Source organism: Streptomyces sp. NPDC048637 (genome assembly GCF_040650675.1).
GTDB lineage: Bacteria > Actinomycetota > Actinomycetes > Streptomycetales > Streptomycetaceae > Streptomyces.
The window spans coordinates 38382-61536 of sequence record NZ_JBEZHQ010000029.1 but is presented as its reverse complement, the minus strand read 5'-3'; the positions used below and the strand labels follow the sequence as shown (position 1 = coordinate 61536).

General features: G+C 68.8%; 17 protein-coding genes, 1 tRNA gene and 1 pseudogene. 7 read left to right on the top strand and 12 right to left on the bottom strand.

Translation table 11 applies throughout. From position 1 onward, the window contains the following. Positions 1-45 precede the first annotated feature (45 nt). Positions 46-1299 carry a styrene monooxygenase/indole monooxygenase family protein gene (locus tag AB0C46_RS29350; RefSeq protein WP_362831481.1) on the top strand — a complete coding sequence of 418 codons (1254 nt, stop codon included), beginning with the start codon at positions 46-48 and terminating at the stop codon, positions 1297-1299. Between the two features lie 260 nt (positions 1300-1559). Here the strand turns inward: AB0C46_RS29350 and AB0C46_RS29345 are convergent, their stop codons facing one another. The 3 genes from AB0C46_RS29345 to AB0C46_RS29335 form a co-directional block, all read right to left on the bottom strand. Then, complete coding sequence (locus AB0C46_RS29345; protein ID WP_362831480.1) at positions 1560-1823, bottom strand: hypothetical protein; 264 nt, start codon at positions 1821-1823, stop codon at positions 1560-1562. Between the two features lie 36 nt (positions 1824-1859). Next, positions 1860-2600: a helix-turn-helix domain-containing protein gene (locus AB0C46_RS29340; RefSeq protein ID WP_362831478.1), complete on the bottom strand. Its 741-nt coding sequence runs from the start codon at positions 2598-2600 to the stop codon at positions 1860-1862. A 73-nt stretch (positions 2601-2673) separates the two neighbouring features. Then, positions 2674-3621, bottom strand: a complete 948-nt coding sequence (locus AB0C46_RS29335) for a diiron oxygenase (protein WP_362831477.1) — start codon at positions 3619-3621, stop codon at positions 2674-2676. 181 nt (positions 3622-3802) lie between these two features. Between AB0C46_RS29335 and AB0C46_RS29330 the strand changes: the two genes are divergently transcribed. Beyond that, on the top strand, positions 3803-4909 hold the full coding sequence (locus AB0C46_RS29330) for a ferritin-like domain-containing protein (RefSeq protein ID WP_362831476.1): 1107 nt from the start codon (positions 3803-3805) through the stop codon (positions 4907-4909). A gap of 160 nt (positions 4910-5069) precedes the next feature. On the opposite strand, the gene AB0C46_RS29325 is transcribed toward AB0C46_RS29330, so the two are convergent. The 5 genes and pseudogenes from AB0C46_RS29325 to AB0C46_RS29305 form a co-directional block, all read right to left on the bottom strand. Beyond that, positions 5070-5852 (bottom strand): ATP-binding cassette domain-containing protein, encoded by a 783-nt coding sequence (locus AB0C46_RS29325; RefSeq protein ID WP_362831527.1) that lies wholly within the window; start codon positions 5850-5852, stop codon positions 5070-5072. A gap of 217 nt (positions 5853-6069) precedes the next feature. Next, a complete protein-coding gene (locus tag AB0C46_RS29320) occupies positions 6070-6555 on the bottom strand; it encodes an HD domain-containing protein (protein WP_362831475.1) in 486 nt (161 codons plus the stop codon). A gap of 58 nt (positions 6556-6613) precedes the next feature. Further along, complete coding sequence (locus AB0C46_RS29315; RefSeq protein WP_362831473.1) at positions 6614-8068, bottom strand: penicillin-binding protein 2; 1455 nt, start codon at positions 8066-8068, stop codon at positions 6614-6616. A 431-nt stretch (positions 8069-8499) separates the two neighbouring features. After that, a pseudogene (locus AB0C46_RS29310) lies at positions 8500-9828 on the bottom strand (FtsW/RodA/SpoVE family cell cycle protein); the annotation flags it as partial. A 245-nt stretch (positions 9829-10073) separates the two neighbouring features. Continuing rightward, positions 10074-10436, bottom strand: coding sequence for an SH3 domain-containing protein (locus AB0C46_RS29305; RefSeq protein ID WP_362831472.1), 363 nt, complete (start codon positions 10434-10436; stop codon positions 10074-10076). 871 nt (positions 10437-11307) lie between these two features. Here AB0C46_RS29305 and AB0C46_RS29300 point away from each other — a divergent pair. After that, a complete protein-coding gene (locus AB0C46_RS29300; protein ID WP_362831470.1) occupies positions 11308-12594 on the top strand; it encodes a cytochrome P450 in 1287 nt (428 codons plus the stop codon). Positions 12595-12746: 152 nt separating this feature from the next. Here the strand turns inward: AB0C46_RS29300 and AB0C46_RS29295 are convergent, their stop codons facing one another. The 4 genes from AB0C46_RS29295 to AB0C46_RS29280 form a co-directional block, all read right to left on the bottom strand. Next, entirely contained in the window at positions 12747-14615 is a 1869-nt protein-coding gene (locus AB0C46_RS29295; RefSeq protein WP_362831525.1) for a DUF2075 domain-containing protein, read from the bottom strand. 134 nt (positions 14616-14749) lie between these two features. Beyond that, a complete protein-coding gene (locus tag AB0C46_RS29290; protein ID WP_362831469.1) occupies positions 14750-16714 on the bottom strand; it encodes a DNA/RNA helicase domain-containing protein in 1965 nt (654 codons plus the stop codon). A 217-nt stretch (positions 16715-16931) separates the two neighbouring features. Beyond that, entirely contained in the window at positions 16932-17870 is a 939-nt protein-coding gene (locus AB0C46_RS29285) for a DUF3800 domain-containing protein (protein ID WP_362831468.1), read from the bottom strand. A gap of 451 nt (positions 17871-18321) precedes the next feature. Next, positions 18322-18393: transfer RNA gene (locus AB0C46_RS29280), tRNA-Arg, on the bottom strand. Between the two features lie 232 nt (positions 18394-18625). On the opposite strand from AB0C46_RS29280, the gene AB0C46_RS29275 reads away from it, so the two are divergent. From AB0C46_RS29275 to AB0C46_RS29260, 4 genes are all read left to right on the top strand, one after another. After that, positions 18626-19138, top strand: coding sequence for a response regulator (locus AB0C46_RS29275; RefSeq protein WP_362831467.1), 513 nt, complete (start codon positions 18626-18628; stop codon positions 19136-19138). Between the two features lie 108 nt (positions 19139-19246). Continuing rightward, positions 19247-20302, top strand: a complete 1056-nt coding sequence (nrtL, locus tag AB0C46_RS29270; protein ID WP_362831466.1) for an ArgS-related anticodon-binding protein NrtL — start codon at positions 19247-19249, stop codon at positions 20300-20302. A gap of 26 nt (positions 20303-20328) precedes the next feature. Further along, positions 20329-21720, top strand: coding sequence for a diaminopimelate decarboxylase (gene lysA / locus AB0C46_RS29265; RefSeq protein ID WP_362831465.1), 1392 nt, complete (start codon positions 20329-20331; stop codon positions 21718-21720). A 137-nt stretch (positions 21721-21857) separates the two neighbouring features. Next, the gene (locus AB0C46_RS29260; RefSeq protein WP_362831464.1) at positions 21858-23150 is read left to right on the top strand and encodes a homoserine dehydrogenase; all 1293 of its coding nucleotides are present in this window, start codon (positions 21858-21860) and stop codon (positions 23148-23150) included. Positions 23151-23155 lie beyond the last annotated feature (5 nt).

Sequence of the window (23155 nt, the reverse complement as noted above, 5' to 3'; positions counted from 1 at the left end):
ACACTCACCCCCGAACCACCAGCAGTAATAGAGAAGAGTCCCGCCATGCGGAAAATACTCATCGTCGGAGCCGGCCAGTCCGGCCTCCAGCTCGCCCTGGGGCTCCAGTCGCAGGGCTACGAGGTCACCCTCATGTCCAACCGCACGGCCGACGAGATCCGCGCCGGCCGGGTCATGTCGACGCAGTGCATGTTCGACACCGCGCTCCAGCACGAGCGCGACCTCCAGATCAACTTCTGGGAGAGCCAGGCCCCGCGCATCGAGGGCCTCGGCGTCTCGGTCGCCGCGCCCGGCAGCCACCAGGCGCCCGAGGGCTCGCAGCGCGCCATCGACTGGGTCGGCAAGCTGGACGGCTACGCCCAGTCCGTGGACCAGCGGGTGAAGATGGCCGGCTGGATGGAGACCTTCGCGCAGCGCGGCGGCCAGCTCGTCATCCATGGCGCGGCCGTCTCCGACCTGGACTTCTTCGCGAGCCGCTACGACCTGACGCTGGTCTCGGCCGGCAAGGGCGAGCTGGTGTCCATGTTCGGCCGGAACCCCGAGCGCTCCCCGTACGACGCCCCGCAGCGCGCGCTGGCCGTCGCCTACGTCCACGGTCTTGGCCCGCGCCCTGAGCACCCCGACTACGACGCGGTGCGCTGCAACCTGGTGCCCGGTGTCGGCGAGCTGTTCGTCATGCCGACCTACACGGTCTCCGGCCGCGCCGACATCCTCTTCTGGGAAGGCATACCCGGCGGCCCGCTGGACGCCTTCCAGGGCGTCAAGGATCCCGATGAGCACCTCGCCACGACGCTGGAACTGATGGAGAAGTTCCTGCCCTGGGAGTACGCCCGCGCCACCAAGGTCGAACTGACCGACGCCAACGGCACGCTGGCCGGCCGCTACGCCCCCACCGTGCGCAACCCCGTCGGCCGGCTGCCCTCCGGCGGTCTGGTCCTCGGTGTCGCGGATGTCGTGGTCGCCAACGACCCGATCACCGGCCAGGGCTCCAACTCGGCCGCCAAGTGCGCCGCCTCCTACCTCGCCTCCATCGTCGAGCGCGGTGACCAGCCCTTCGACGGGGACTGGATGCGGACCGCCTTCGAGCGTTACTGGAGCACCGCCCAGCACGTCACCAAGTGGACGAACGCGATGCTGGCCCCGCCGCCGGAGCACATCCTGAATCTCATCGGTGCGGCCGGCCAGCTGCAGCCCGTCGCCGACCGCTTCGCCAACGGCTTCAACGACCCGTCCGACTTCGAGAACTTCTTCTACGAGCCGGAGAAGACGAATGCGTATCTCGCGTCGCTGACCGGCTGACCACGTTTTCTGGTGCGGCGCCGCGCTTTTCTCCCCGCCTGCGGCGGGGAGGGGTGTTTTTGCGGGCTGCCGCCGCGGCGCGGGCTTCGTCGTGGTGGCGGTGGCGGGCCTCCGGCGGTGGGGTGCGGGACGTAAAGCGAAGCAGTCCCGCACCCCACCGCCTCCGGCCCGCCACCTCACGTGGTTGCCGCGGCTGTCCCTGGGTGGGGGATTGGGGGATTGGGGGGCGCGGCCGGTGAGTCTCTGCGGCTCTTCGGTGGTCAGCGGGGCTTGCGCCAGGGCCACTTGGGTCCCGTGGAGGGTTTGCCGGCGGGGTCGTACTCGTACTTCCAGCCGCTGGGCAGGCCGAGGCGGCCCACCCGGGCCGGGACGCGCCGGTAGACGTGGACGGTCGGGGGGCGGCCGTTGTCGTGTGGCTCGGGCACCTCGTACGTCTTGGGCGGCTGGCCGGTCATGCCGACCAGAACGGGCAGGACCCGGCCGTCCAGCGGTCCGCCGACGAAGAGGGTGTTCTCGCTTCTCACACCCTCAGTGTCACACCGCCCCGGCCCGGCGGCGGCTCACAGCAGATGCGCGGCGTCGCTGACGACGGGCAGGGTGCGGCGGGCCAGATCGCCGGCCGGGCCGTCGGAGGTCTCCAGCTTCAGCGCCGCCCGGGCCACCTGGGCGGTCTGCGGGTCCCCGGCCGCGGTCGCGGTCAGCAGCGCGATGAAGTGGTCGACCAGCCAGTCCCGCAGCTCGTCGAGGGCCGGCTGCTTGTCCTCGTCGAGCCAGATCAGCGAGGCGGCCTCGACCGCGGTGATCCACATCCGGACGGTCATCCGCAGTCGCAGACCCGGCTCCGGGTCGCCCAGATGCCGCAGGATCTGGTCGGCCGCGGCCCGCCGTACCTCGTCGACGATCGCGGTCGTACGGGTGGTCTCCACGACGCTGCCGCCCTGGAGCAGCGCGCTGAACCCGGCGTCGTGCTCATCGACGAATGCCAAGTAGCGGTCCAGCGCGCGGGACAGCCGCTGGGTGAGCGGCCCGCTCTCCGGCTCGGCGAAGCAGCGCTCCAGGACATCGGCCGCGCTGCGCAGCGCGGCCTCGTACAACTGCTGCTTGCCGCCGGGGAAGTAGCGGTAGACGAGCGGCCGGGAGACCCCGGCGGCAAGGGCGACGTCGTCCAGGGAGACGTCCTCCGGCGCGCGCTGGGCGAACAGGTCCAGCGCGGCGGTGAGCAATTGGCTGCGGCGCTGCTCCACGCTCAGCCTGCGATAGGCGGGTCGGGGTACTGCTGGGGCGGTGCCGCTGCCGTTCATGAACAGCAGCGTAACCGGCCCGGATGTCGGCTCGTACAGGTGCTCGGGGTCTACCGGTTTCCTGCCGCCCGCTTCAGGCCAGCAGACCCGAGCTCCGCCACAACCTGCGGCCCACACCGCGCAGTACGCCGATCTCGTCCAGGAAATCGGTCAGCCGCCGGGCGCCGGACTGCATCACCTCGCGGCGGTGGCCGCTGGCCCTGACCTGGGCGACGGCCTCACGCCGGTCCAGGCCGACCTGGGTGTAGACCGCCGGATTGACGAAGGCGACGGAGAACACCCGGGCCGCCTCGCCGGAGCTGATGCGGGTCAACTCCCGCTCCCAGCGCGGCGCGGTGACCATCTGGCGGCGCAGCTCCTCGCGGGCGTAGCGCACATGCCGGGCTTCCTCGACGACATGGATACGGGTCACTCCGCGCACAAGGGTCTGCACCCGCTCGTCCGGGAAGGTCAGCCGCTGCATCCAGTCCAGGATCTCCTCGCCGAGCAGGGTGCAGGCGAACGAACCCGGAGTGGTGGAGATGGTCTTGAGGACGCGGGCGAGGTGGTGGTTGAGCCGGGAGACCGGGTACGCCGGCGCGCCGCCCTTCTGGATCATGCGCGCGAACATCTTGGAGTGCCGGCACTCATCGGCGATCTCGGTGAGCGCGTAGCGGACATGCGCGCTGGTCACCGGCTTGTCGTAGATGTGCCGTACGAGCAGCTGCATCAGGATGATCTCGAACCAGATGCCCAGCGAGGCGAGCGAGGCGGCCTCGTGCCGGGACAGATCCTGCTGCTGCTCCGGTGACATCTTCCGCCACAGCGGGGTGTCGTAGAGCGAGACCAGCTCCGGCGGCCAGAACCACTTGCCTTCTTCGAGGGGGGCGTCCCAGTCGAGTTCGGTGTCGGGGTCGAAGGAGTGCTTGGCGGAGGAGTCGAGCAGTCGCTCGGCGACCTGCTCCCGGTCCTTGAGCAGACCGAGGGCGTCCCGCAGCACGCCGGTGTCCGTCTCGGTCATTGCGGTGGGCGCGCTCGTCATGGCTGTGGCTACCTCGCTACTGGGGTCAGGGGCTGTCCTCCCCGCGGTCACCTCTTATGAGACTGCTTGTCAGCAAGCTCGTCAATCCCCTGTGCGCGAGTTATTGACCCTTCGGTAAGAAACGTGTGAGCCTGCCAACGACCGCCCATGACAAGGCGTTTGGCGAGCCGAGGAGGCGTCCGTGTCGACCCGAGATCTCTACGTACAGGACCCAGGCGACCCCGTGTGGAAGGTGCCCGCCTCCGGTGCGGCCCGCTTCAGCTGGGACTACGACGACGGACGCGACCGGCTGCTCGCGCTCTACCAGAAGGGCAAGGACAAGCAGTGGGACGCCAATCTGCGGATCGACTGGGATCTGGAGGTGGACCCCCGGGATCCGCTCGGCACCCCGGATGAGTCCATGTCCCTGTACGGCACCAAGTACTGGGACAAAATGACCGAGAAGGACCGCGGGGACCTGCGTCAGCACTACACCTCCTGGCAGTTCAGCCAGTTCCTGCACGGCGAGCAGGGTGCGATGGTGTGCGCGGCGCGGATCGTCGAATCCGTGCCGGACCTCGACGCGAAGTTCTACTCGGCCACCCAGACCATGGACGAGGCGCGGCACGCCGAGATATACAGCCGTTTCCTCCAGGAAAAGATCGGGATGCTCTACCCGGTCAACGACAACCTCCAGGCGCTGCTTTCCGACACCCTCAAGGATTCCCGCTGGGACATGCCGTACCTCGGGATGCAGGTGCTGATCGAGGGCCTGGCGCTGGCCGCCTTCGGCATGATCCGCGACACCACCACCAAGCCGCTGCCCAAGCAGATCCTCGCGTATGTCATGCAGGACGAGGCGCGCCATGTCGCCTTCGGACGCATGGCGCTGCGCGACTACTACAAGCAGCTCACCGATGCCGAACTGCGCGAACGCGAGGAATTCGTCATCGAGGGCTGCTATTTGATGCGCGACCGCCTGCGCGGACTGGAAGTCCTGGAGAACTTCGGCATTCCGCACAAGGAAGCCGCCGAATTCACCGAGCGCTCCGAATTCCTGCATCTCTTCCGCAAGCTGCTGTTCAGCCGGATCGTGCCGTGTGTGAAGGACATCGGCCTGTGGGGCGAACGCCTCCAGCGCGCCTACGTGGACATGGGCGTCTTCGAGATGGGCGACTCCAATCTCGATCTGCTGATGGCCCAGGACGAGGAACTCGCCGAGAAGCTGGACGCGGAGCGCTTTGCGGCCGAGGAGGAGGCCCGTACGGCCGAGGTCGCGACGGCCATCGCGGAGGGGGCGGAGGGCTGACCGCCGGGTCGGCCGGCCCCGCGCCCGGCCGTCAGGACGCCCCGCCGGGGAGCCGGGCGTGCAGGAAGCCGAGCAGTGCGGGGTGCGGGATGCGGTGACGGAGGGGGAGGAGGCGTAGGGCCGCCCGCCCGCAGGCCCGTCGGCCCGCCGCGGGACAACCTCAGCGCTTGCCCGACCGCGCCAGCCAGCGCCCCTCGTGCCGGGATACCTCGATCGGACGGCCGAAGCAGGCCGTCATCCGCTCACCGGTCAGCACCTCGTCCACCGGGCCGCAGGCCTGCGCCCGGCCGTCGCGCAGCAGCAGGGCGCGGCCGATGGCCGGGGACAGCTCCTCCAGGTGGTGGGTGACCGTCACGGTCGCCAACTCCGGCCGCCCCACGGCCAGTCGGTGCAGCGCATCGATCAGGTCCTCGCGGGACGGCAGATCGAGTGCGTTGAACGGCTCGTCGAGCAGCAGCAGCCGGGGCCCGGCCATCAGCGCGCGGGCGATCAGGATCCTGGCCCGCTGGCCGCCCGAGCACACCCCGAACGGGCGGTCCGCCAGCTCCTTGCAGTCCAGCTCGGTGAGCAGCTCGTGGGCGCGCTCACGGGTGGCCGCGTCGTACTTGCGCCACAGCGGCTGGACGGTGCCGGTCGCGCCGGTCAGGACGACCGTGTGGCCGGTCGCGTCCTGCGGAACCTTCTGCGCGCCGGAGGCCAGACCGATGACGGCGCGCAGCTCGCGGACGTCCACCGAGCCGAGGCGGTGGCCGAGCACCTCCACGGTGCCAACGGTGGGGAACATCAGCGCGCCGACGAGACGCAGCAGGGTGGTCTTGCCGGCGCCGTTCGCACCGAGCAGCGCCCAGTGCTCACCGGACCGTACGGTCCAGTCGATCGCGTCGAGGATGACCTGCCCGGTCGTGTAGCGGCGGACGCCGACGCCTTCCAGGGCGGCGATCACGCGGGCTGCTTCGGGGGCCGGCTGCGGCGCGGTCCGTCCGGACGGCGGTGCGGACTGCGCGGGCTCCCAGGGCTGCGAAGGCTCCGAGGACGGCGAAGGCTGCGAAGGCTGCGAAGGGGGCATCGCCGCAGACTAGCTGTGTACCGCATCTATCTGCGGGGGTGTCCGAGGTGCGGACTCCGGTGCGCGAGTGCAGCGGGCCGGGCCCCGGCGGCCGTTACGGCGCGGACAGCCCCAACAGCGCCCGCGCCCGGGCGTACTTCGCCGTCAGCCGCTCCCGCGTCGGCGCGTCCAGTACGGCCAGCCGGTCCGGATCCGCGTTGTGTGCCAGATCGGCCTCCTTGACCAGCAGCGCCCCCGGCGTGGCCAGAATGCGTGCGGTGTACTCCTCGACCGGTTCGCCCGCCCGCTTGGTGACGGCGAGGATCATCGCCTTGACCGCCTCGCTCAGCGCCGCACCGGCCAGCCACTCCTCGCTCAGCGCCCCGTCCTCGACCGCATCGTGCAGCCAGGCCGCGGCGACCTGCTCGTCGCTGCCGCCCCGCTCGCGCACGCCCGATGCGACGGCGGCCAGATGCTCGGCATACGGGCGGCCCGCCTTGTCGGTCTGCCCCGAGTGCACACGCCGGGCCAGCGCCTCCACTTCGGCCAGGGACAGCAGCGGGGGCGGGGCGGGTTCCATGGGCGGGATCGCGTCAGCCATACGGCCATTGTGACGCGGACGGGCGGGTACGCAGCAAGGTGCTGGCGACCAAGGTGTCTCAGTGCACCGCCGCCGCCATCACCGCCCGCGCGATCGGTGCCGCGCTCCCGCCGCCGCTGATGTCCGCCCGGTCGGCGGCCGCGTCCTCGACCACCACGGCCACCGCCACGGCCGGCTCGTAGCTGTCCTTCGCCCTCGCCCAGGAGATGAACCAGGCGTACGGCGTCCCCTCGTTGCGCACACCGTGCTGCGCGGTGCCGGTCTTGCCGCCGACCGTGACGCCCTTGATGGCGGCCCGTTTGCCGCTGCCGTGCGCAACGACGTCGATCATCATCTCCTGGAGCTGCTGCGCGGTGACCGGGCCGATCACCTGGTGCGTGGGGCGGTGCGGACCGGCCTCGATCATGACACCCCTGGTATCGGTCACCTCGTCGACGAGGGACGGGGGCGCCAGCCGGCCCCCGTTGGCGACGGTCGCCGAGACCATCGCCATCTGGAGTGGCGTGGCGGCGGTGTCGTACTGCCCGATGGCGGACAGCGCGACCTGCGAGACATCCATCCGCGTATCGAAGGTGCTCGGTGCGACCGGGGAGGGGATGCGCAGCCGAGGGTCGTTGAAGCCGAACCGGCGGGCCATCGCGGTCATGTCCCGCAGCCCGATCGCGGCACCCAGCCGCGCGAAGACGGTGTTGCAGGAAGCCCGGAAGGCGTCCTTGAGCGGGGCGTCCTCGCAGCCCTCCGCGGCATTGCCGAGCAGGGTGGCGGTGCCGGGCAGGGGGTAGGGATCGGGCGAGTCCGTAGGGGCCTCGATATCGGTGACCTTGCCGCTCTCCAGCGCGGCCGCCGCGGTGACGACCTTGAAGGTGGAGCCGGGCGGATAGGTCTGCTGCAGCGCCCGGTTGAGCATCGGCCGCGGCCCGGCCCCGTTCAGCCGGTGCCAGGCCGCGCTGACCGCGGAGTCGTTGCCGGACAGCTCGCCCGGGTCGTACGACGGCGTGCTCACCAGCGCCAGGACCCGCCCCGTACGGGGCTCGATCGCGGCCACCGCACCCTTCTTGCCCCCCAGCCCGTCGAACGCGGCGCGCTGCATCCGGGGGTTGATGGTGGTGTGGACGCTGCCGCCCGGCCGGTGGGTGCGGGTCAGCTGGTCCCACCAGGGGAAGGTGGCGAGCCGGTCGTCGAAGCCGGCGAGGACGCCGTCCTCGGCGCTCTCCAGCAGCGAGGTGCCGTAGATCTGCGAGGAGTAGCCGGTGACCGGCGCATAAAGCGGTCCCTCGGTGTAGGTGCGCTCGTAGCGCAGCCGCCCGCCGCTGTCCCGGGAACCGGTGACCGGACGGCCCGCGACCAGCACGGACCCGCGCGGCTGCTCGTAACGGGCGATCGACCCCCGGCGGTTGGCCGGGTTGGCGCCGTAGCTCTCCGTCTCGAAGACCTGCACCCGCGCGGCGTTGACCAGCAGCGCAACGAGGAGAAGGAAGGAGAACGCGGCGGTGTGCCGAATACAGCGGATCAATGGCCGGCCTCCGGGGAGGGGGCGTCATCGGCGGAGGCGGGGGGCGGGGCTGCCGGGGGCCGGCCTTGCGCCTGTGTCTGGCCGTGCGCCTGGGACGGGCCCTGCGACCCTGTCTGGCGCTGGGACTGTGTCTGGCCCTGGGACCGCGTCGGCTTCAGAAAACCCACCACCCAGCTCCCCGCCCCGCCGAACCCCGCGTCATGCCCGGCTTCATGCGCCACCTGGCTCCTCGCAGAGGTCCCCGAAGGGCTCCTCGAAGGGCTCCCCGGCGGTGAGGCGACGGCCCCCGCCCCGGCACCGCTCCCCGTACGGCGCCCCCGACCGCTCCCCGTACCACCACTCCCCGTGCCGGTCCCTGTCCCGCTCCTGCTCCCGCTCCTGCTCCCGGTTCCGCTCCCGCCCCCGCTCCCGCTCCCTTCCGTCCGTGGTGTCCGCGCCCGGTCGCTGATCCGCAACAGCAGCGCGATGATGATCCAGTTCGTGACGACCGACGACCCGCCCTGCGCGAGGAACGGCATCGCCATCCCCGTCAGCGGAATCAGCCCCGTCACCCCGCCCGCGATGACGAAGACCTGAAGGGCCGGCAGCGCCGCCAGCCCCACGGCCAGCAGGCTGCCGAACGGGTCCCGCAGACCGAGCGCGGCGCGGTAGCCGCGGGCCACCAGCAGCGCGTACAGCAGAAACAGCGCGGTCAGCCCGGCCAGCCCGAGTTCCTCGCCGAAGGTCGCCAGGATGAAGTCGGACTTCATGGCGAAGCCGATCAGCGAGGAGTGGCCCTGGCCGAGGCCGGTGCCGAGCATCCCGCCGGCGGCGAACGCGAACAGCGACTGGGCGAGCTGACCGGGCCCCCGGCCCGCCGCGATACCGGCGAACGGATGCTGCCAGTCCTCGACCCGGCTGTGCACATGCGGCTCCAGCGTGCCGACGGCGGCCGCCCCGACGCCCGCCAGGATCAGCCCGACCGCGATCCATCCGGTCCGCCCGGTGGCCACGTACAACAGGACGACGAAAATCCCGAAGAAGAGCAGCGAGGTCCCCAGATCGCGCTCCAGGACCAGCACCGCGACGCTGATCAGCCAGATCGCGACGATCGGTCCGAGCACCCGGCCGGTGGGGAGGCGCAGCCGCCCCATCCGGCGTCCCGTGTGGGCCAGCGCGCTGCGGTTGGCGGCAAGGTAGGCCGCGAAGAAGACAGTGATCAAAACCTTGGCGAACTCGCCGGGCTGAATGGAAAATCCGGCGATGCGGATCCAGATCTTCGCCCCGTTGATGGCGGGGAAAAGAATCGGCGCGGCCATCAGCAACAGCGCGAGCGCCGCGCAGACATAGGCGTACCGCTGCAGCACACGGTGGTCGCGCAACAGCACCACCACCGTGATGAAGAGCCCGACGCCGACCGTCGACCACATCAGCTGGGTGGGCGCGGCATGGTCGGCGGGGGTCTCCAGATCGAGCCGGAAGATCAGCACCAGCCCGAGCCCGTTGAGCAGTACGGCGGTGGGCAGCAGCAGCGGGTCGGCGTACGGGGCGCGAAAGCGGACGGCGAGATGCGCGAGCAGCGCGAGTGCGCCGAGCCCGGCGCCGTACCGGACCGCACCGCCCGGCAGCGCATGCCCTCTGGCCAGCCCCACGACGACGTATCCGCAGACGCTGATCAGGACCGCGCCTACGAGGAGGGCCAGTTCGATGCCCCGTCGCTTGGGCAGCAGCGGCAACGGTGGGGGAGTGTCCGCCGGGCGTCCGGCCGTCGCCCTTGCCATTGCCGTCATGCCTGGCAACGTAGCAAGCGGTGGCCGTTATTTCCGTTATGCCGGATGCGACGTTCGGGGCGTACCTGCCCGCTGCGTGGAACGGCAGGGGTGCGGCAGGCCGGAGAGGCAAGGGTGCGGCGGGCCGGAGAGGCAGGGGTCCAGCAGGCCGGAGAGACAGGGGTCCAGTAGGGGGTGGCAGGGGTGTCCCCGGCGTGCACCGCCGGGGCGCCTCCCCGCCGCGCGCCGGGCCCGCCTCAACACCACCGCGGGTCTTCCCCGTCGTTCACGATGTCGCGCGTTGAGGACCAGACGTACGAGGCGTCGCTGAGCTTGTACCAGACCGGGTTGCCCTGGACGCGCTGCCCGTTGACCCGGCAGATGATCCCCACCACGGTCCCGTACTCCTTCATGCCGATCGCGCGGTAGTCGGTGCTCGGCCCGGTACGCAGCACCAGGCCCTCCTTGGCGACGACCCGGCCCACGTACTCGACGAGATCGTCGCTCTCGCCGTCGTCGGCCGCCAGGGCAGGGCCGGCTGCGAGGACCCCGGCCAGCGCACCGGTCAGAAAGCAAAGGGCAAACGTGCCGAACTTGCCGGACTTCGACTTCGGAAACATGCGCTTCCTCCTGCGAAGGGAAGAGTCCCAGGGGAGTCCCTGTGGGGTGAATCGAGCAGAGTTGCCGGGCGTCACTGGACGGACGGGCCGGGACTGACGCCCCGCCGGTGCGGTGCCTGTCGCACCCTTCCCCGGCTGCGAGTGCGGCTTCCTCTGCCGCGCGCCGCCCGCTCGCGCCGCGCTTGCCGTGCCGCCTGCCTCGCTCCCCTCTCACGCTAAGGAGGCCGCGAAGAGTCCGCAACTCATCACGCTCAGTAATTCGAGTGCAGAGGGTTGGGCGGTCGCTCTCGCCGAAGCGCCGTTCACCACCCCGCGCAGTGGCCCGGGCCCCCTGCCGCATCCACCATCGGGCGACACTCCCGCGAAGCCGCAATGCCACTACTGGAAGCGCCAGTTCGCCGTCCGGGCGTGGCGGGGCCTCCGGGGCGCGCACGGTGGCCGCCGGCCCGGTGGAATCGGAATCGCCGGCCGCCTCCACTCCTTCCGCGACGGCAAGGTGGCACGCGGGGAAGTGCGCGAGGGCGGCGGGCGGGCGCGCGCGTGGCGGCGGGCATGTCTAAGGGAAGTGTCAGGGATGAACCAGGGGTCCCCCAGGGGCATCCCGGGTTGTTCCGTGAACGCGGACAATGGCACTTTGTAAACTCGTCCAGACCGAATAGAAGAAGAAGGCCGAGGCCGAGCTCGTCACGCTGACGCGGACGACCGAAGACTCCGGTCGATGGCATGGACCTGTGCCATGACCACCGTAAGCGAGGGGCTATGGCGTACGTCACACCCGTGCACGCCGAGTGGGGGTTCCGTGCTGTCCCGGTCGTCTTGGGCCGCCGAGCGCGGGTGACCGTCCCCCTCGACGAAAGGCAGTATTAGCGTCATGACGACTCTCCGTTCCCGGATCATCGCCTGGGCCGGCCGTATGTATCTGGCGAGAACACAGAAGAAAGGCTTCGACCTGTCTCGAATGTCTTTCTTGCCCGAGTCCGTCCTGATGCCATTGCGGCGCGACGGTCTCAACCCTGTGGGCGATTTGGCGGCCGTCCGGGAGCGGGAGCCGGTCAGCAAGCTTCCGGTGCCGATAGCCGCCAACGTCTGGCTGGTCACCGGCTACGACGAGGTCAAGGCGGTGCTGGGGAAGGCCAACGCCTTCAGCTCGGACTTCACCAACCTCGTCGGCAAGGCCGGCGCCGGTGCCGAACAGAATCCCGGCGGGCTCGGATTCGCCGACCCGCCCGTTCACACCCGTCTCCGCCGGCTCCTGACCCCCGAATTCACCATGCGACGCCTCGGGCGGCTCACACCCCGTATCCATGAGATCGTCGAGGAGCGTCTCGACGCGATGGAAAAGGCGGGTAAAAACGGCGACCCGGTCGACATCGTCCACTCTTTCGCCCTCCCGATTCCCTCCCTCGTCATTTGCGAGCTCCTCGGCGTCCCTTATGAAGACCGCGCCGACTTCGAACGCCTCAGCGCCGCCCGCTTCGACCTTTTCAGCGGAGCGAATGCCTCCTTCGGCGCCATATCCGAATCCCTTTCCTATTTCCGGGACATCGTCAAGAAGCAGCGCGAAAACCCGGGCGACGGCCTGCTCGGCATGATCGTGAAGGAACACGGCGACTCGGTCAGCGACGAAGAGCTGGCGGGCCTCGCCGACGGCGTCCTCACCGGCGGCTTCGAAACCACCGCCAGCATGCTGGCGCTCGGCGCCCTGGTCCTCCTCCAGGACCCGAAGCACTTCGCGGCCCTTCACGACGGCGATGACGTCGTCGATGGCTATGTCGAGGAACTCCTCCGTTACTTGACCGTCGTACAGGTGGCTTTCCCGCGCTTCGCCCGTGAGGACCTGGAAATCGGCGGCGTCCAGATCGCCTCCGGAGATGTGGTGCTGTGCTCACTGAGCGGTGCGGACCGGGACGGCAAACTGGGCCCGGAAATGGAACAGTTCGACCCCACCCGCAACGTCCCCTCCCACCTCGCCTTCGGCTACGGAATTCACCGCTGCGTAGGCGCGGAACTGGCCCGCATGGAACTCCGCGCCGCCTACCCCGCCCTGGTACGCCGCTTCCCGAACATGCGCCTCGCCGCAAATCCCGAGGACCTCGAATTCCGCAAGCTTTCGATCGTCTACGGAATCGAATCCCTCCCGGTCCGCCTGGACGGCTGACCCCACCCCGGCTCCGCGTCCCCCACTGACCGGGCACTTGGCCTCGGGGCCTGGTGCCCGGTCTTGGCATGTGGCCGATCGATGAGAAAGGCCCGGCGCCGATCAATCACCCCGGGAGGCCTGAATCAGGGTTTGCTGGAGTGCCGCCTCAGCTACGGAAGGGCCGCGCGGAGCAGAGTGCGCAGTTTGTCCCGGGTCTCCGGATCCGTGGCGCAGATCACCGTGCCCACCATGCCGCGTGTCAGCAGCACCTTGTACGTATTGCGGATCAAGCGGTCCACGACCTCGTCAGGAGTGGACGACTTGAACGCCGGGTCTTTGGACGCGGCACGGTCAGTGACCCACTTGTCGCCCCGCCAGACCAGATCCGGGCCGATGATGACGCCACTCCAGTCGTACTCGAAGCCCTGTGCCGTATAGACGCACCCGACCTGGCCGAAGCCGGCGGGGTCCGTCGCCCACAGAGCCGACGGGGGAGCACCCATCACGGACCGTTCGCCCTTGAGATTCCACGGGCGCTGCCAGTCACCGATACGCACGTCCGTCGGCAGCGGCTGGCCTGGTTTCGCGTCCGACCACTTCCAGCAGTAGCCGGCCGACATCCGCGCCCCGTATCCCTGCGATCGCCGGTTCTGCAGGAACTCCTCCAGCTCCGAAGGCGTCTCGACCAGCGCCAGCTGCATCCGGCCGTCCGGCGCCCACTCCACCGGACCGCCGTCCTCCAGTGCCAACAACCGCACCACCCAGCGCAGATAGGCATCGCTGCCGCCGCACCGGAACTGACTGTCCAGCCGTACCCGCCGATAGCGCAGCCCCTTGGCTGCCGCGGCCGCCTGGATCTCCTCGACGGTGCCCATCTCACCCGGGCGCACGACCTGGTGCTGGTCAAGCAGGAACACCGGTACGCGCGCCGCATCGATCAATTCCTCCACCTGACGTTTGCCGGTCCGCTGAGCGGCCGGGGTATAGCGGTTCGCGGAGGTCTCACGCATGCGGTGAGCTTCGTCGCAGACAAGGACATCGAGGCTGTTGCGCTTCGCCGACATAAAACTGTTGAAGTACTTGAAGAGATGCTGCACCTCGCGTTTACGGGCACCTGCTACCTTGCGCATGGTCTTCGTGAACGACTGGGAGCCGGTGGCGTGCAGGGCCGGGATACCACGGCGATACAGCTCGCCCAGCAGCGAAAGCGCGATGACGCTCTTCCCCGTGCCGGGGCCGCCAGTGACGACCACCACTTCTTTGTGGTCCGATGCATGCGCACGCTGTACAGCCTTCAACACCATCTCGTAGGCGATCCGCTGCTCGTCGAGGAGCACGAACTGCTCGCGCTCGCGGACTTCCTGCGCTGCCATGTTCATCAGCTGCTTCGAGGGCCGCGCCGTCGCCAGAAGCAGCTCATCGGCGGCCAGGGCACCAGATGCCGGCGCCAGCTTCGACTTGAGGAAGGTGAGGAATTCACCCCGTCGGTCAGCCGTGAACATCCGGCCGTGTTCGCTGAGCTCCAGTTCGTCCAGCCCCGCGACACCGCATTCCGTCGCGTTGTGCAGATACGCCACCCCGGAGATCCGCTCGGGGTGCCGGGCGAGTGCCCCGTTGAAGCCGACCAGGTATTCGCAGTACCCGCGCACCTGCTCTATGGGATTGAGCACCGGCCGGGAGTAGGCGTCGACGCGGCACAGCACCGGATCGTCGTCCTCATCGGGGTGTGCCTCGCTCCACTGCTTGAGTTCCACCACGACGTACGACGGCTCTTGCGTCCTTGGGTGCACCCCGGCCAGCACCACATCAGCGCGCTTGCTGGTCAGCGGCAACCCGTACTCGAGCAGCACCTCGATCTCCCCGAGCCCGGCATCGAGTAGAGCGTCGGTCAGCGCCGGGATGCTCCGTTTCCACGAAAGCGCCTCCGAGGGTCCCGGCTTGTAGCCGTGTACGTGGACGAACCGCTCCGCCAGATGCAGTGCCAGCGCCCCTTCGAGATGGCGGGTGGCGACCGCAGTGGCCGAGTCGCGGAACAGCAAGAATGCCCCCAAGGCAGCACGAAGTAGCTCGCGCGGTGGGGGGCATGTCCTGAGCCGGAAGCCCGTCGGCCCGCATTGGTGTTTGATCAAATGCTACCGAAGGGCTCGGGAAGTCGACCGGCGGCAATGCGACGTCACGCTTTGCGGATCTTCCGCATGTTCGAGGGCAGCGGGTGATTCACCGTCTTGATCACATGTCCACGCAGAGCGTCTCTCGTGGCCTCGTCCGTCGCATAGATCACGACGCCTTGCATGCCTCGGGTGAGCAGCACGTGATAGGCATTGCGCACACATCGCTCGATATCTGCCTGATCGATGGTTTTCGGGCGCAACTCCGGGTCGTAGGTGGCGGAGCGATCGACAGTGAAGCGGTCATGCTGCCAGACCAGATCGGGGCCGATGACGACGCCCACCCAGTCGAATTCGAAGGTCTGAGCCGTGTAGGCGCAGCCGATCTGATCGGCTCCCCTGGGGTCGGTGGCCCAGAAATCGGCGTCCGGCGCGCCGTCGACCGCGTAGCCGGCCTTGACGTTCCAAGGACGGTGCCAGGCATCAATGGTGACGTCGGACACCAGCGAGCCCTCATCATCGGGCTTGCTCCAGGGCCAGCAGAAGCCGGCGACCATGCGTGTACTCTCGCCTGCTTCCTCACGTGACTTGAGGAACTGCTCCATTTCCTCCGGTGTGTCGGCAAGCTGCACCTGCATCCGCCCGTCGGGAACCCAGGCCTGAGGTGTGTTCGCACCTACGCCGAGAAGCTTGAGTGTCCAGTCACGGAAATAGGCACTGCCCTGAGCGCGGTACATTCCGCTGAGATCGATGAGGGTGTGCTTGTATCCCAGCGCATTCGCGCGCTCCACCAGGTATTCGGCGGTGCCCACCTCGCCGGGGCGCAGGGACTGCCAGTCGTCGAGCAGGAATACGGGGACGCGAGCCGCGTCGATGATCTCGTCCGCCTGAGGCCGGGCATTCTCCCGTTCCGATTTCGGGGTGTACCGGTCGACGGAGTGCCGGCGGATACGGTGTGCTTCGTCGCAGATCACGACATCGCAGCCGTTAGTCCCCAACTTCCTCAACTGGTTGAAGTAGGTGAAGAGCCGGGTGGCTTCCTGTTTGGCCTTGCTCTTCGTGCCCCGCGGCGCGGCGCGTGTGTAGGCCTCACGCAAGGTCAAGGTGAGCGCCTTCGCGCCGGACGCATGGATGACGTCCCAGCCGGCCAGATCGAGCGTGCGGCGAAGCTCCAGCGCGATGGCGCTCTTTCCGCTGCCCGGCCCACCCCGGACGATGATGACCTCCTTGGTGCCGCCGTCACGGACCCGGCGCACCGCCTCGTGAACGTCCTGATGCGCAATCTCCTGCTCATCGAGGAGTTGAAAACGCTCCGGACTTCCCATCCGCGCCGTGAGGTTCACATCGGTGATCTTTGGCGGCTCGTGCTCCGGAGAGTCGATCAGCGCCTGGGCCGCCTCCCCGCCAGGGCTCTTTGCCAGACGTGCACCCAGCAGCTTCCGGAAGGCCTCGAGCCGATCCATCGTGTAGAGGCGGCCGTGATCACTTGCGGGGAGAGCGAACAGCTCTTGTACGTCGGTGTCGTGGGCGTTGTGCATGAGCACCGCCCCGGCGACGCGTCCGGGCTTCCCGCGCAACGCCCCCTTGTACTGCATCAGGTACTGGCAGTACTGCTGCACCTGCCTGACGGGGTGCAGCTTCCATTTGTCATAGCCGAGATCGACGGCCACTGACCGCTCCGGGTGGACGGTGGCCTCACGCTGCTGCTTCAGTTCGACAAGTACGTAGGAGGCTTCCCCGCTTCCGGGATGCACCCCGGCGAGGAGCATGTCCACATCGGCATTGGTGTGCGGAAGCCCGAACTCGATGAGCACCTCGACCTGGCTGAGCCCCCGGTCCTCCAGCGCTTGGATCACGACGGGAAGGCTGTTCTCCCAGGCATCGACCAACGACTTCGCAGGGTCCTTCTTGTTGTGGTGAACCCGCTGGTACGTCGTGATCAGGCGCTCCGTCAGGGGCCGTTGGCTCATTCCCGACGTTCGCTTGATCTCTTCAACCAGCGCGGAGGCAGGCTCCCGAAGTAGGTACAAGGACAAGAACTTCCCCCATGGCACACGAAACTCGTGCGGATGGAGGCATGTCCGTAAGGGGAAGCCTGTCGGGCCGCGCTGACACGCAAACGCTAGCGCGATCTCACGCCCGGCGAATGGGATTGAGTCAAGCACGCCCGGTCAGCGAGGCGCCACGAATACGTTTCGTGGGAACAGTTCCGTCGTGGGAACGATCGCAACTGAGTCACGACACCCCTTAGGGAGCCGATGCGGGGGAGTTGGGGAACGAAGCGGCGGTTGCCAGTTCGTGTGGAGCGACCTGAGCGGGAAAACCGGACGCTGCCTCGCCGGTCTTGGCCGCGGTCGGCGCGAACAGCTTGCCGGCCGACCGATGACCGCGGGCATCCGAGACCACCACCCCACCGGTCCATTTGCCGCTGGGAGTCAGGTAGCGGTGCTGGAGCTTGCCCAGACGGGGACAGTACAGATCACGGACTTCGCGGAATCCCGGGTGGCAATGCACGTTCCCCTGCAAGTCTCCTGCATACGTCACGGAGGCGGCCGGGGCCAGCACCGCGGACACGAGCAAGTCGGCAATCTGGAGCCCGAGATGCGTATTGCTGTGACCGAACACGGGCGACTCGGGAAGATGCGGCATGCGGTCTCCTCCCCTGCCGAACTTCCGGGTGGTCACACAGTGGACATTACCGACGTTGTCCGTGGGGTTCCGGCTGTCAAGAACGGCGATGCCGCTGCTCGACCGCGCGGCGAGGTAATGCTCGAAGTTCTCACAGAGCGCCGTGACCGAAGCGCCGTACATGGCGGCGTCATCATTGACGACGCTGTCCTGCTTCACCCAGAGGCGCGCCATGACCGTACAGTCGCGCGTTTCGAGAATGGTGAGCAGTTGGTCGAGGAATCGCTGTGCCATCCGCCGTTGGTTGCGGCCCGGCCGGCGGAAACACTTCCGGAGTGTCTCGCCCTTGATCTCATGGTGGACGACCTGGCTCAGCGTGGGGACGGTGCGTAGCTCTGGCCGAAACTGTTTCTTGAGCGCGATGAAGTCCCAGGCGAGAGCCTTCATCTGACTCTCGGGAACGGTGAACCCCCCGATCGCCAGGACCGGTACCGAATCCGGCACGGCAGGGTTCAGCACTTGGCCGGTACCGGATTCATCGACGTAACACAGATACAAGAGCGCCCCCTGGTGCAGAAACAGCTATGGCCGACCCCAGATCCCTGGGGGACGGCCATAGGAGGTGCCACGCCGGACAAGGCCCGGTCGCAACGAGGTGTTCGTGCTGCCGGGGAGCGTAGGTGAGTCCCTCCCACCGGGGCAATCTTCCGCTGGCCGAAAACCGCCGCGGACTCGGCCGTCGGTCGACAGTGTCCCGCCGAACTGTGCCAAGAGCTACGGACAGCACCCCATTCGGCAAGACCTTCCTGCACCCCTCTGCGCCGCTGCTCGTAACCGCCTGACGGGTCTGAGGCGGGCGCGGCGAAAGGTCGGGAAGTCACGGCTCCGGCATAGGGAGGTGCAGGGGCATAGGGAGGTGCGGGTTCAAAAGCATCTACTTGCGCACACGCAAAGACCCCGCTCGCAGCATCTCTACTGCTGGCGGGGTCTTCCGGCACCTCATCCAAGGTGCCCCCGGCAGGATTCGAACCTGCGCACACGGCTCCGGAGGCCGTTGCTCTATCCCCTGAGCTACGGGGGCGTTGCCGCCTGTGTTCTCGTGGCGACGGGAAGAACACTACCAGCTCTCATGGGGTGTTCATGAACAGGTTTCGCGGGAGGCGGGCGAGGGGGTGTGGCGGGGTGACCGGGGTTCTAGCGCATGTGCGGGGTGTGGCGGTGAGGGTCGGGGAAAGGTCCCTCGCACGGGGGCGTAAGTGGGGAAAACCGGGACGCAGTCGCAGGTGGAGCCCTAGTCTCATGGTGTGCCTGGCTTGTCCGGTCGGATCCTTGTTGTCGACGACAACAAGGTGATCCGCCAGTTGATCAGGGTCAATCTCGAGCTGGAGGGCTTCGAGGTCGTGACCGCGGCTGATGGTGCCGAATGTCTGGATGTCGTGCACCACGTGAGACCTGATGTCGTGACCCTTGATGTCGTGATGCCGCGGCTCAACGGTCTGCATACCGCGGCGCGATTGCGCTCCGATCCGCGGACATGGGACATCCCGATCGCCATCGTCAGTGCGTGCACACAGGGCGAGGTGAACAACGGCGAGTCGGTGGGCGTGGATGCGTTTCTCGCGAAGCCGTTCGAGCCGGCCGAGCTGGTACGGACCGTGGGGATGCTGGTGCGTGAGGGCCGGCAGCGGCAGCGGGAGCGTGGGCCCGAGGGCGGGGCTGAGGAAGAGGGCGGGGAGAGCGACGGGGGCGGGGCGGGGCGTGGCGCCTCGTCCGGTGAGGTCGCGGCGTCCGGTGGAGTCGGCATGGTGGACGCGGGCGGGGACTAGCGGGGACCAGCGGGAAAAGGGGGCCGGGCGGCCTGGATCGTTACGTGGAGTGTCCACAGGGCGAAACCGGGTCGCATGGGTACCCCTGGTCTCCCATACGCTTGTCCTGTGACCCCCGCTGAGCTCTCCCGTACCGTCCTGCGCTCCGTGCGTGGTGCGGTGGAGGAGAAGGAGCTCTCCGTGCCCGTGCCGGCGCGGATCGTGGTGCAGCCGCCGCCGCGGCCCGGGTGTGGGGACTACGCCTCCAATGTCGCGCTGCAGCTCGCCCGGCAGGCGGGGCGGCCGGCCCGGGAGGTCGCCGAGATTCTGCGGAAGCGGCTGATCGCGAGCGCCGGGATCGCCCGGGTCGAGATCGCCGGTCCGGGATTCCTGAACTTCACGCTGGGGGACGGGGCGCAGGCCGCGCTGGTGCGGGAGGTGCTGGCGCAGGGGGACGGATACGGGGGACCGGGTGTGGGGCAGCGCCCTGTGGTGTCCGGTCCGGTGACCGGTGCCGCGGCGGGGGGCGCCCGTGAGGCCGTTGTCGCCGAGGCGCTGGCGCGGATCGACGCGGCGGCCGGGTTCGGTGGCGGCCAGGCCGACGGACCTCCCGTTCGCGAGCCCGCTCCGTATGACCTCGCCACTCTCCTCGCCCGCCTCGGAGCCGATGAAGCGCGCTGGGTGTTGTTGCGGCCTGCCGCGCAGGATCCGGTACGGGTGCCCGAGCGGCCCGTGCAGCGGGAGAGCAATCCGCGGTTCCGGGTGCAGTATGCGTCTGCGCGGGCGCGGGCGCTGGGGCGCTGCGCGCGAGAGCTGGGATTCCGGAGTGAGCCCGGGGAGGTGGGTGTTCCGGTGGGGGGCCACGCCGCGGGCGACGGCCCGTCGGCCGGATCCGGATCCGCATCCGCCGCGCAGGCCCTGCAAACCTTCCAGACCCTCCTCGCCACCTACCCCTCCGTCATCGATATCGCCGCGCGACTGCGGGCGCCGGACCGGGTGGTGCGGCATCTGGAGGCGACGGCGGACGCGTTCTTCCGGTGGCATGACCTCTTTCCGCCGTTGCCTGTCGGGGAGCAGAAACCCTTGGCCGTGCACCGCGCCCGGCTGGCCCTTGCCGAGGCCGGCGGGACGGTGCTCACCAACGGCCTGCGTCTGCTCGGCATCTCCGCTCCCGAACACCTCTGAACGATTTTGAGGGGATCTCCACTGTCATGAGCCGTTCCGCGCACCCCGCAGGGCCCCGTCACGCCGATGTGTTGCCCGAGGGCCACTACGCCGGGCCGCCCGCCGATCTGAACACCCTCGACCCGCGGGTCTGGTCCCGTACGGTCCGGCGCAACGCCGACGGTGTGGTCACCGTCGGCGGGCTGGACGTCGCCGCGCTCGCCGAGGAATTCGGCACGCCGGCGTATTTCCTGGACGAAGACGACTTCCGGGCGCGCTGCCGGGCCTGGAAGGACGCTTTCGGGTCGGAAGCCGATGTGTTCTACGCCGGGAAGGCTTTCCTGTCCCGGGCCATTGTGCGGTGGCTGAACGAAGAGGGACTGCATCTCGACGTCTGTTCCGGGGGCGAGCTCGCCACGGCGCTGGCGGCGGGAATGCCGGCCGAGCGGATCGCCCTGCACGGGAACAACAAGAGCACCGAGGAAATCACCCGGGCCGTGGAGGCGGGCGTCGGGCGGATCGTGCTCGATTCGTTCCAGGAAATGGTGCGGGTCGCGCGTATCGCGGAGCGGCTGGGCAAGCGGCAGCGGGTGCAGATCCGGGTCACGGTCGGTGTCGAGGCGCATACGCACGAATTCATCGCGACCGCGCACGAGGACCAGAAGTTCGGAATCGCGCTGGCCGGTGGGCAGGCGGCGGAGGCCGTGCGCCGGGCGCTCAAGCTGGACGGCCTGGAGCTCATCGGAATTCACAGCCATATCGGGTCACAGATCTTCGATATGGCGGGGTTCGAGGTGTCGGCCCGCCGGGTGGTGCAGCTGCTGACCGAGGTACGGGACGAGCACGGCATCGAACTGCCCGAGATCGACCTGGGCGGCGGCCTCGGCATCGCGTACACCTCGGACGACGATCCGCGCGAGCCGCAGGAGATCGCGACGGCGCTGGGGGACATCGTGCGCCGGGAGTGTGAGTCGGCGGGGCTGCGGATGCCGCGGCTGTCCGTCGAGCCGGGGCGCGCGATCGTGGGCCCGACGGCCTTCACGCTGTACGAGGTCGGCACGGTCAAGGAGCTGGAAGGGCTGCGGACGTATGTGTCCGTGGACGGCGGGATGTCGGACAACATCCGGACGGCGCTCTACGACGCGGAGTACAGCGTGGCGCTGGTGTCGCGCACCTCCGATGCCGAGCCGATGCTCTCCCGTGTGGTCGGCAAGCACTGTGAGAGTGGCGACATCGTCGTACGCGACGCCTTCCTGCCGGCGGACGTGGCGCCGGGGGATCTGCTCGCGGTGCCGGCGACCGGTGCGTACTGCCGTTCCATGGCGAGCAACTACAACCACTCGCTGCGGCCCCCGGTCGTAGCGGTGAAGGACGGTGCCGCCAGGGTGATCGTCCGGCGGGAGACGGAGGAAGATCTCCTGCGGTTGGATGTCGGGTAGGGCCGGATCGCCGGATCCCTGCCCCGGATGAAATAAATGTCTCGGCATCTGGACGATGGGCGGAAACTGCCGTCCGGTGCGTGAGACTTGTGCATGAGCAAGCTGGAATTCGCTGATCGATGAGAAGCAGAGGTCGAATGATGCGTACGCGTCCGCTGAAAGTGGCGCTCCTGGGCTGTGGTGTTGTCGGCTCAGAGGTGACGCGCATCATGACGACGCACGCCGACGACCTCGCCGCCCGCATCGGTGCGCCCGTGGAGCTCGCCGGGATCGCCGTCCGCCGCCCCGACAAGGTGCGCGAGGGCGTCCCGGCCGAGCTGGTCACCACCGATGCGACCGCGCTCGTCAAACGCGGCGACATTGATGTCGTGATCGAGGTCATCGGCGGGATCGAGCCGGCCCGCACGCTGATCACCACCGCTTTCGAGCACGGTGCGAGCGTGGTCTCCGCCAACAAGGCGCTGGTCGCGGCGGACGGTGCGGCGCTGCATGCGGCGGCCGAGGCCAATGGTGCGGATCTGTACTACGAGGCCGCCGTCGCGGGCGCGATCCCGCTGGTGCGGCCGCTGCGCGAGTCGCTGGCCGGGGACAAGGTCAACCGGGTGCTCGGCATCGTCAACGGCACCACCAACTTCATCCTCGACAAGATGGACTCCACCGGGGCCGGCTACAGCGAGGCGCTGGACGAGGCGACCGCGCTCGGTTACGCCGAAGCCGACCCGACCGCCGATGTCGAGGGCTTCGACGCCGCAGCCAAGGCCGCGATCCTGGCCGGAATCGCCTTCCACACCCGCGTGACCATCGACGATGTGCACCGCGAGGGCCTCACGGAGGTCACCGCGGCCGATATCGCCTCCGCCAAGCGGATGGGCTGCACGGTCAAGCTGCTGGCCATTTGCGAGCGGGCCGTGGACGGCGCGTCGGTGACCGCGCGGGTGCATCCCGCGATGATCCCGCTGACGCATCCGCTCGCCTCCGTCCGTGAGGCGTACAACGCGGTGTTCGTCGAGGCCGAGGCGGCCGGTCAGCTGATGTTCTACGGGCCGGGTGCGGGCGGTTCGCCGACCGCCTCCGCGGTCCTCGGCGACCTCGTCGCGGTCTGCCGCAACAAGCTCGCCGGGGCCACCGGACCGGGCGAGTCCGCCTACACCCGGCTGCCCGTCAGTCCCATGGGCGCGGTCGTCACGAGGTACCACATCAGCCTTGATGTGGCCGACAAGCCCGGCGTGCTCGCGCAGGTCGCGACCATCTTCGCCGAACACGGCGTATCGATCGATACGGTCCGTCAGTCGGGCAAGGACGGCGAGGCATCCCTCGTCATCGTCACCCACCGAGCGGCGGACGCGGCCCTGTCGTCGACCGTCGGGGCACTGCGCGAGCTCGACACCGTCCGTGGTGTCGCCAGCATCATGCGGGTCGAAGGGGAGTAAAGGAA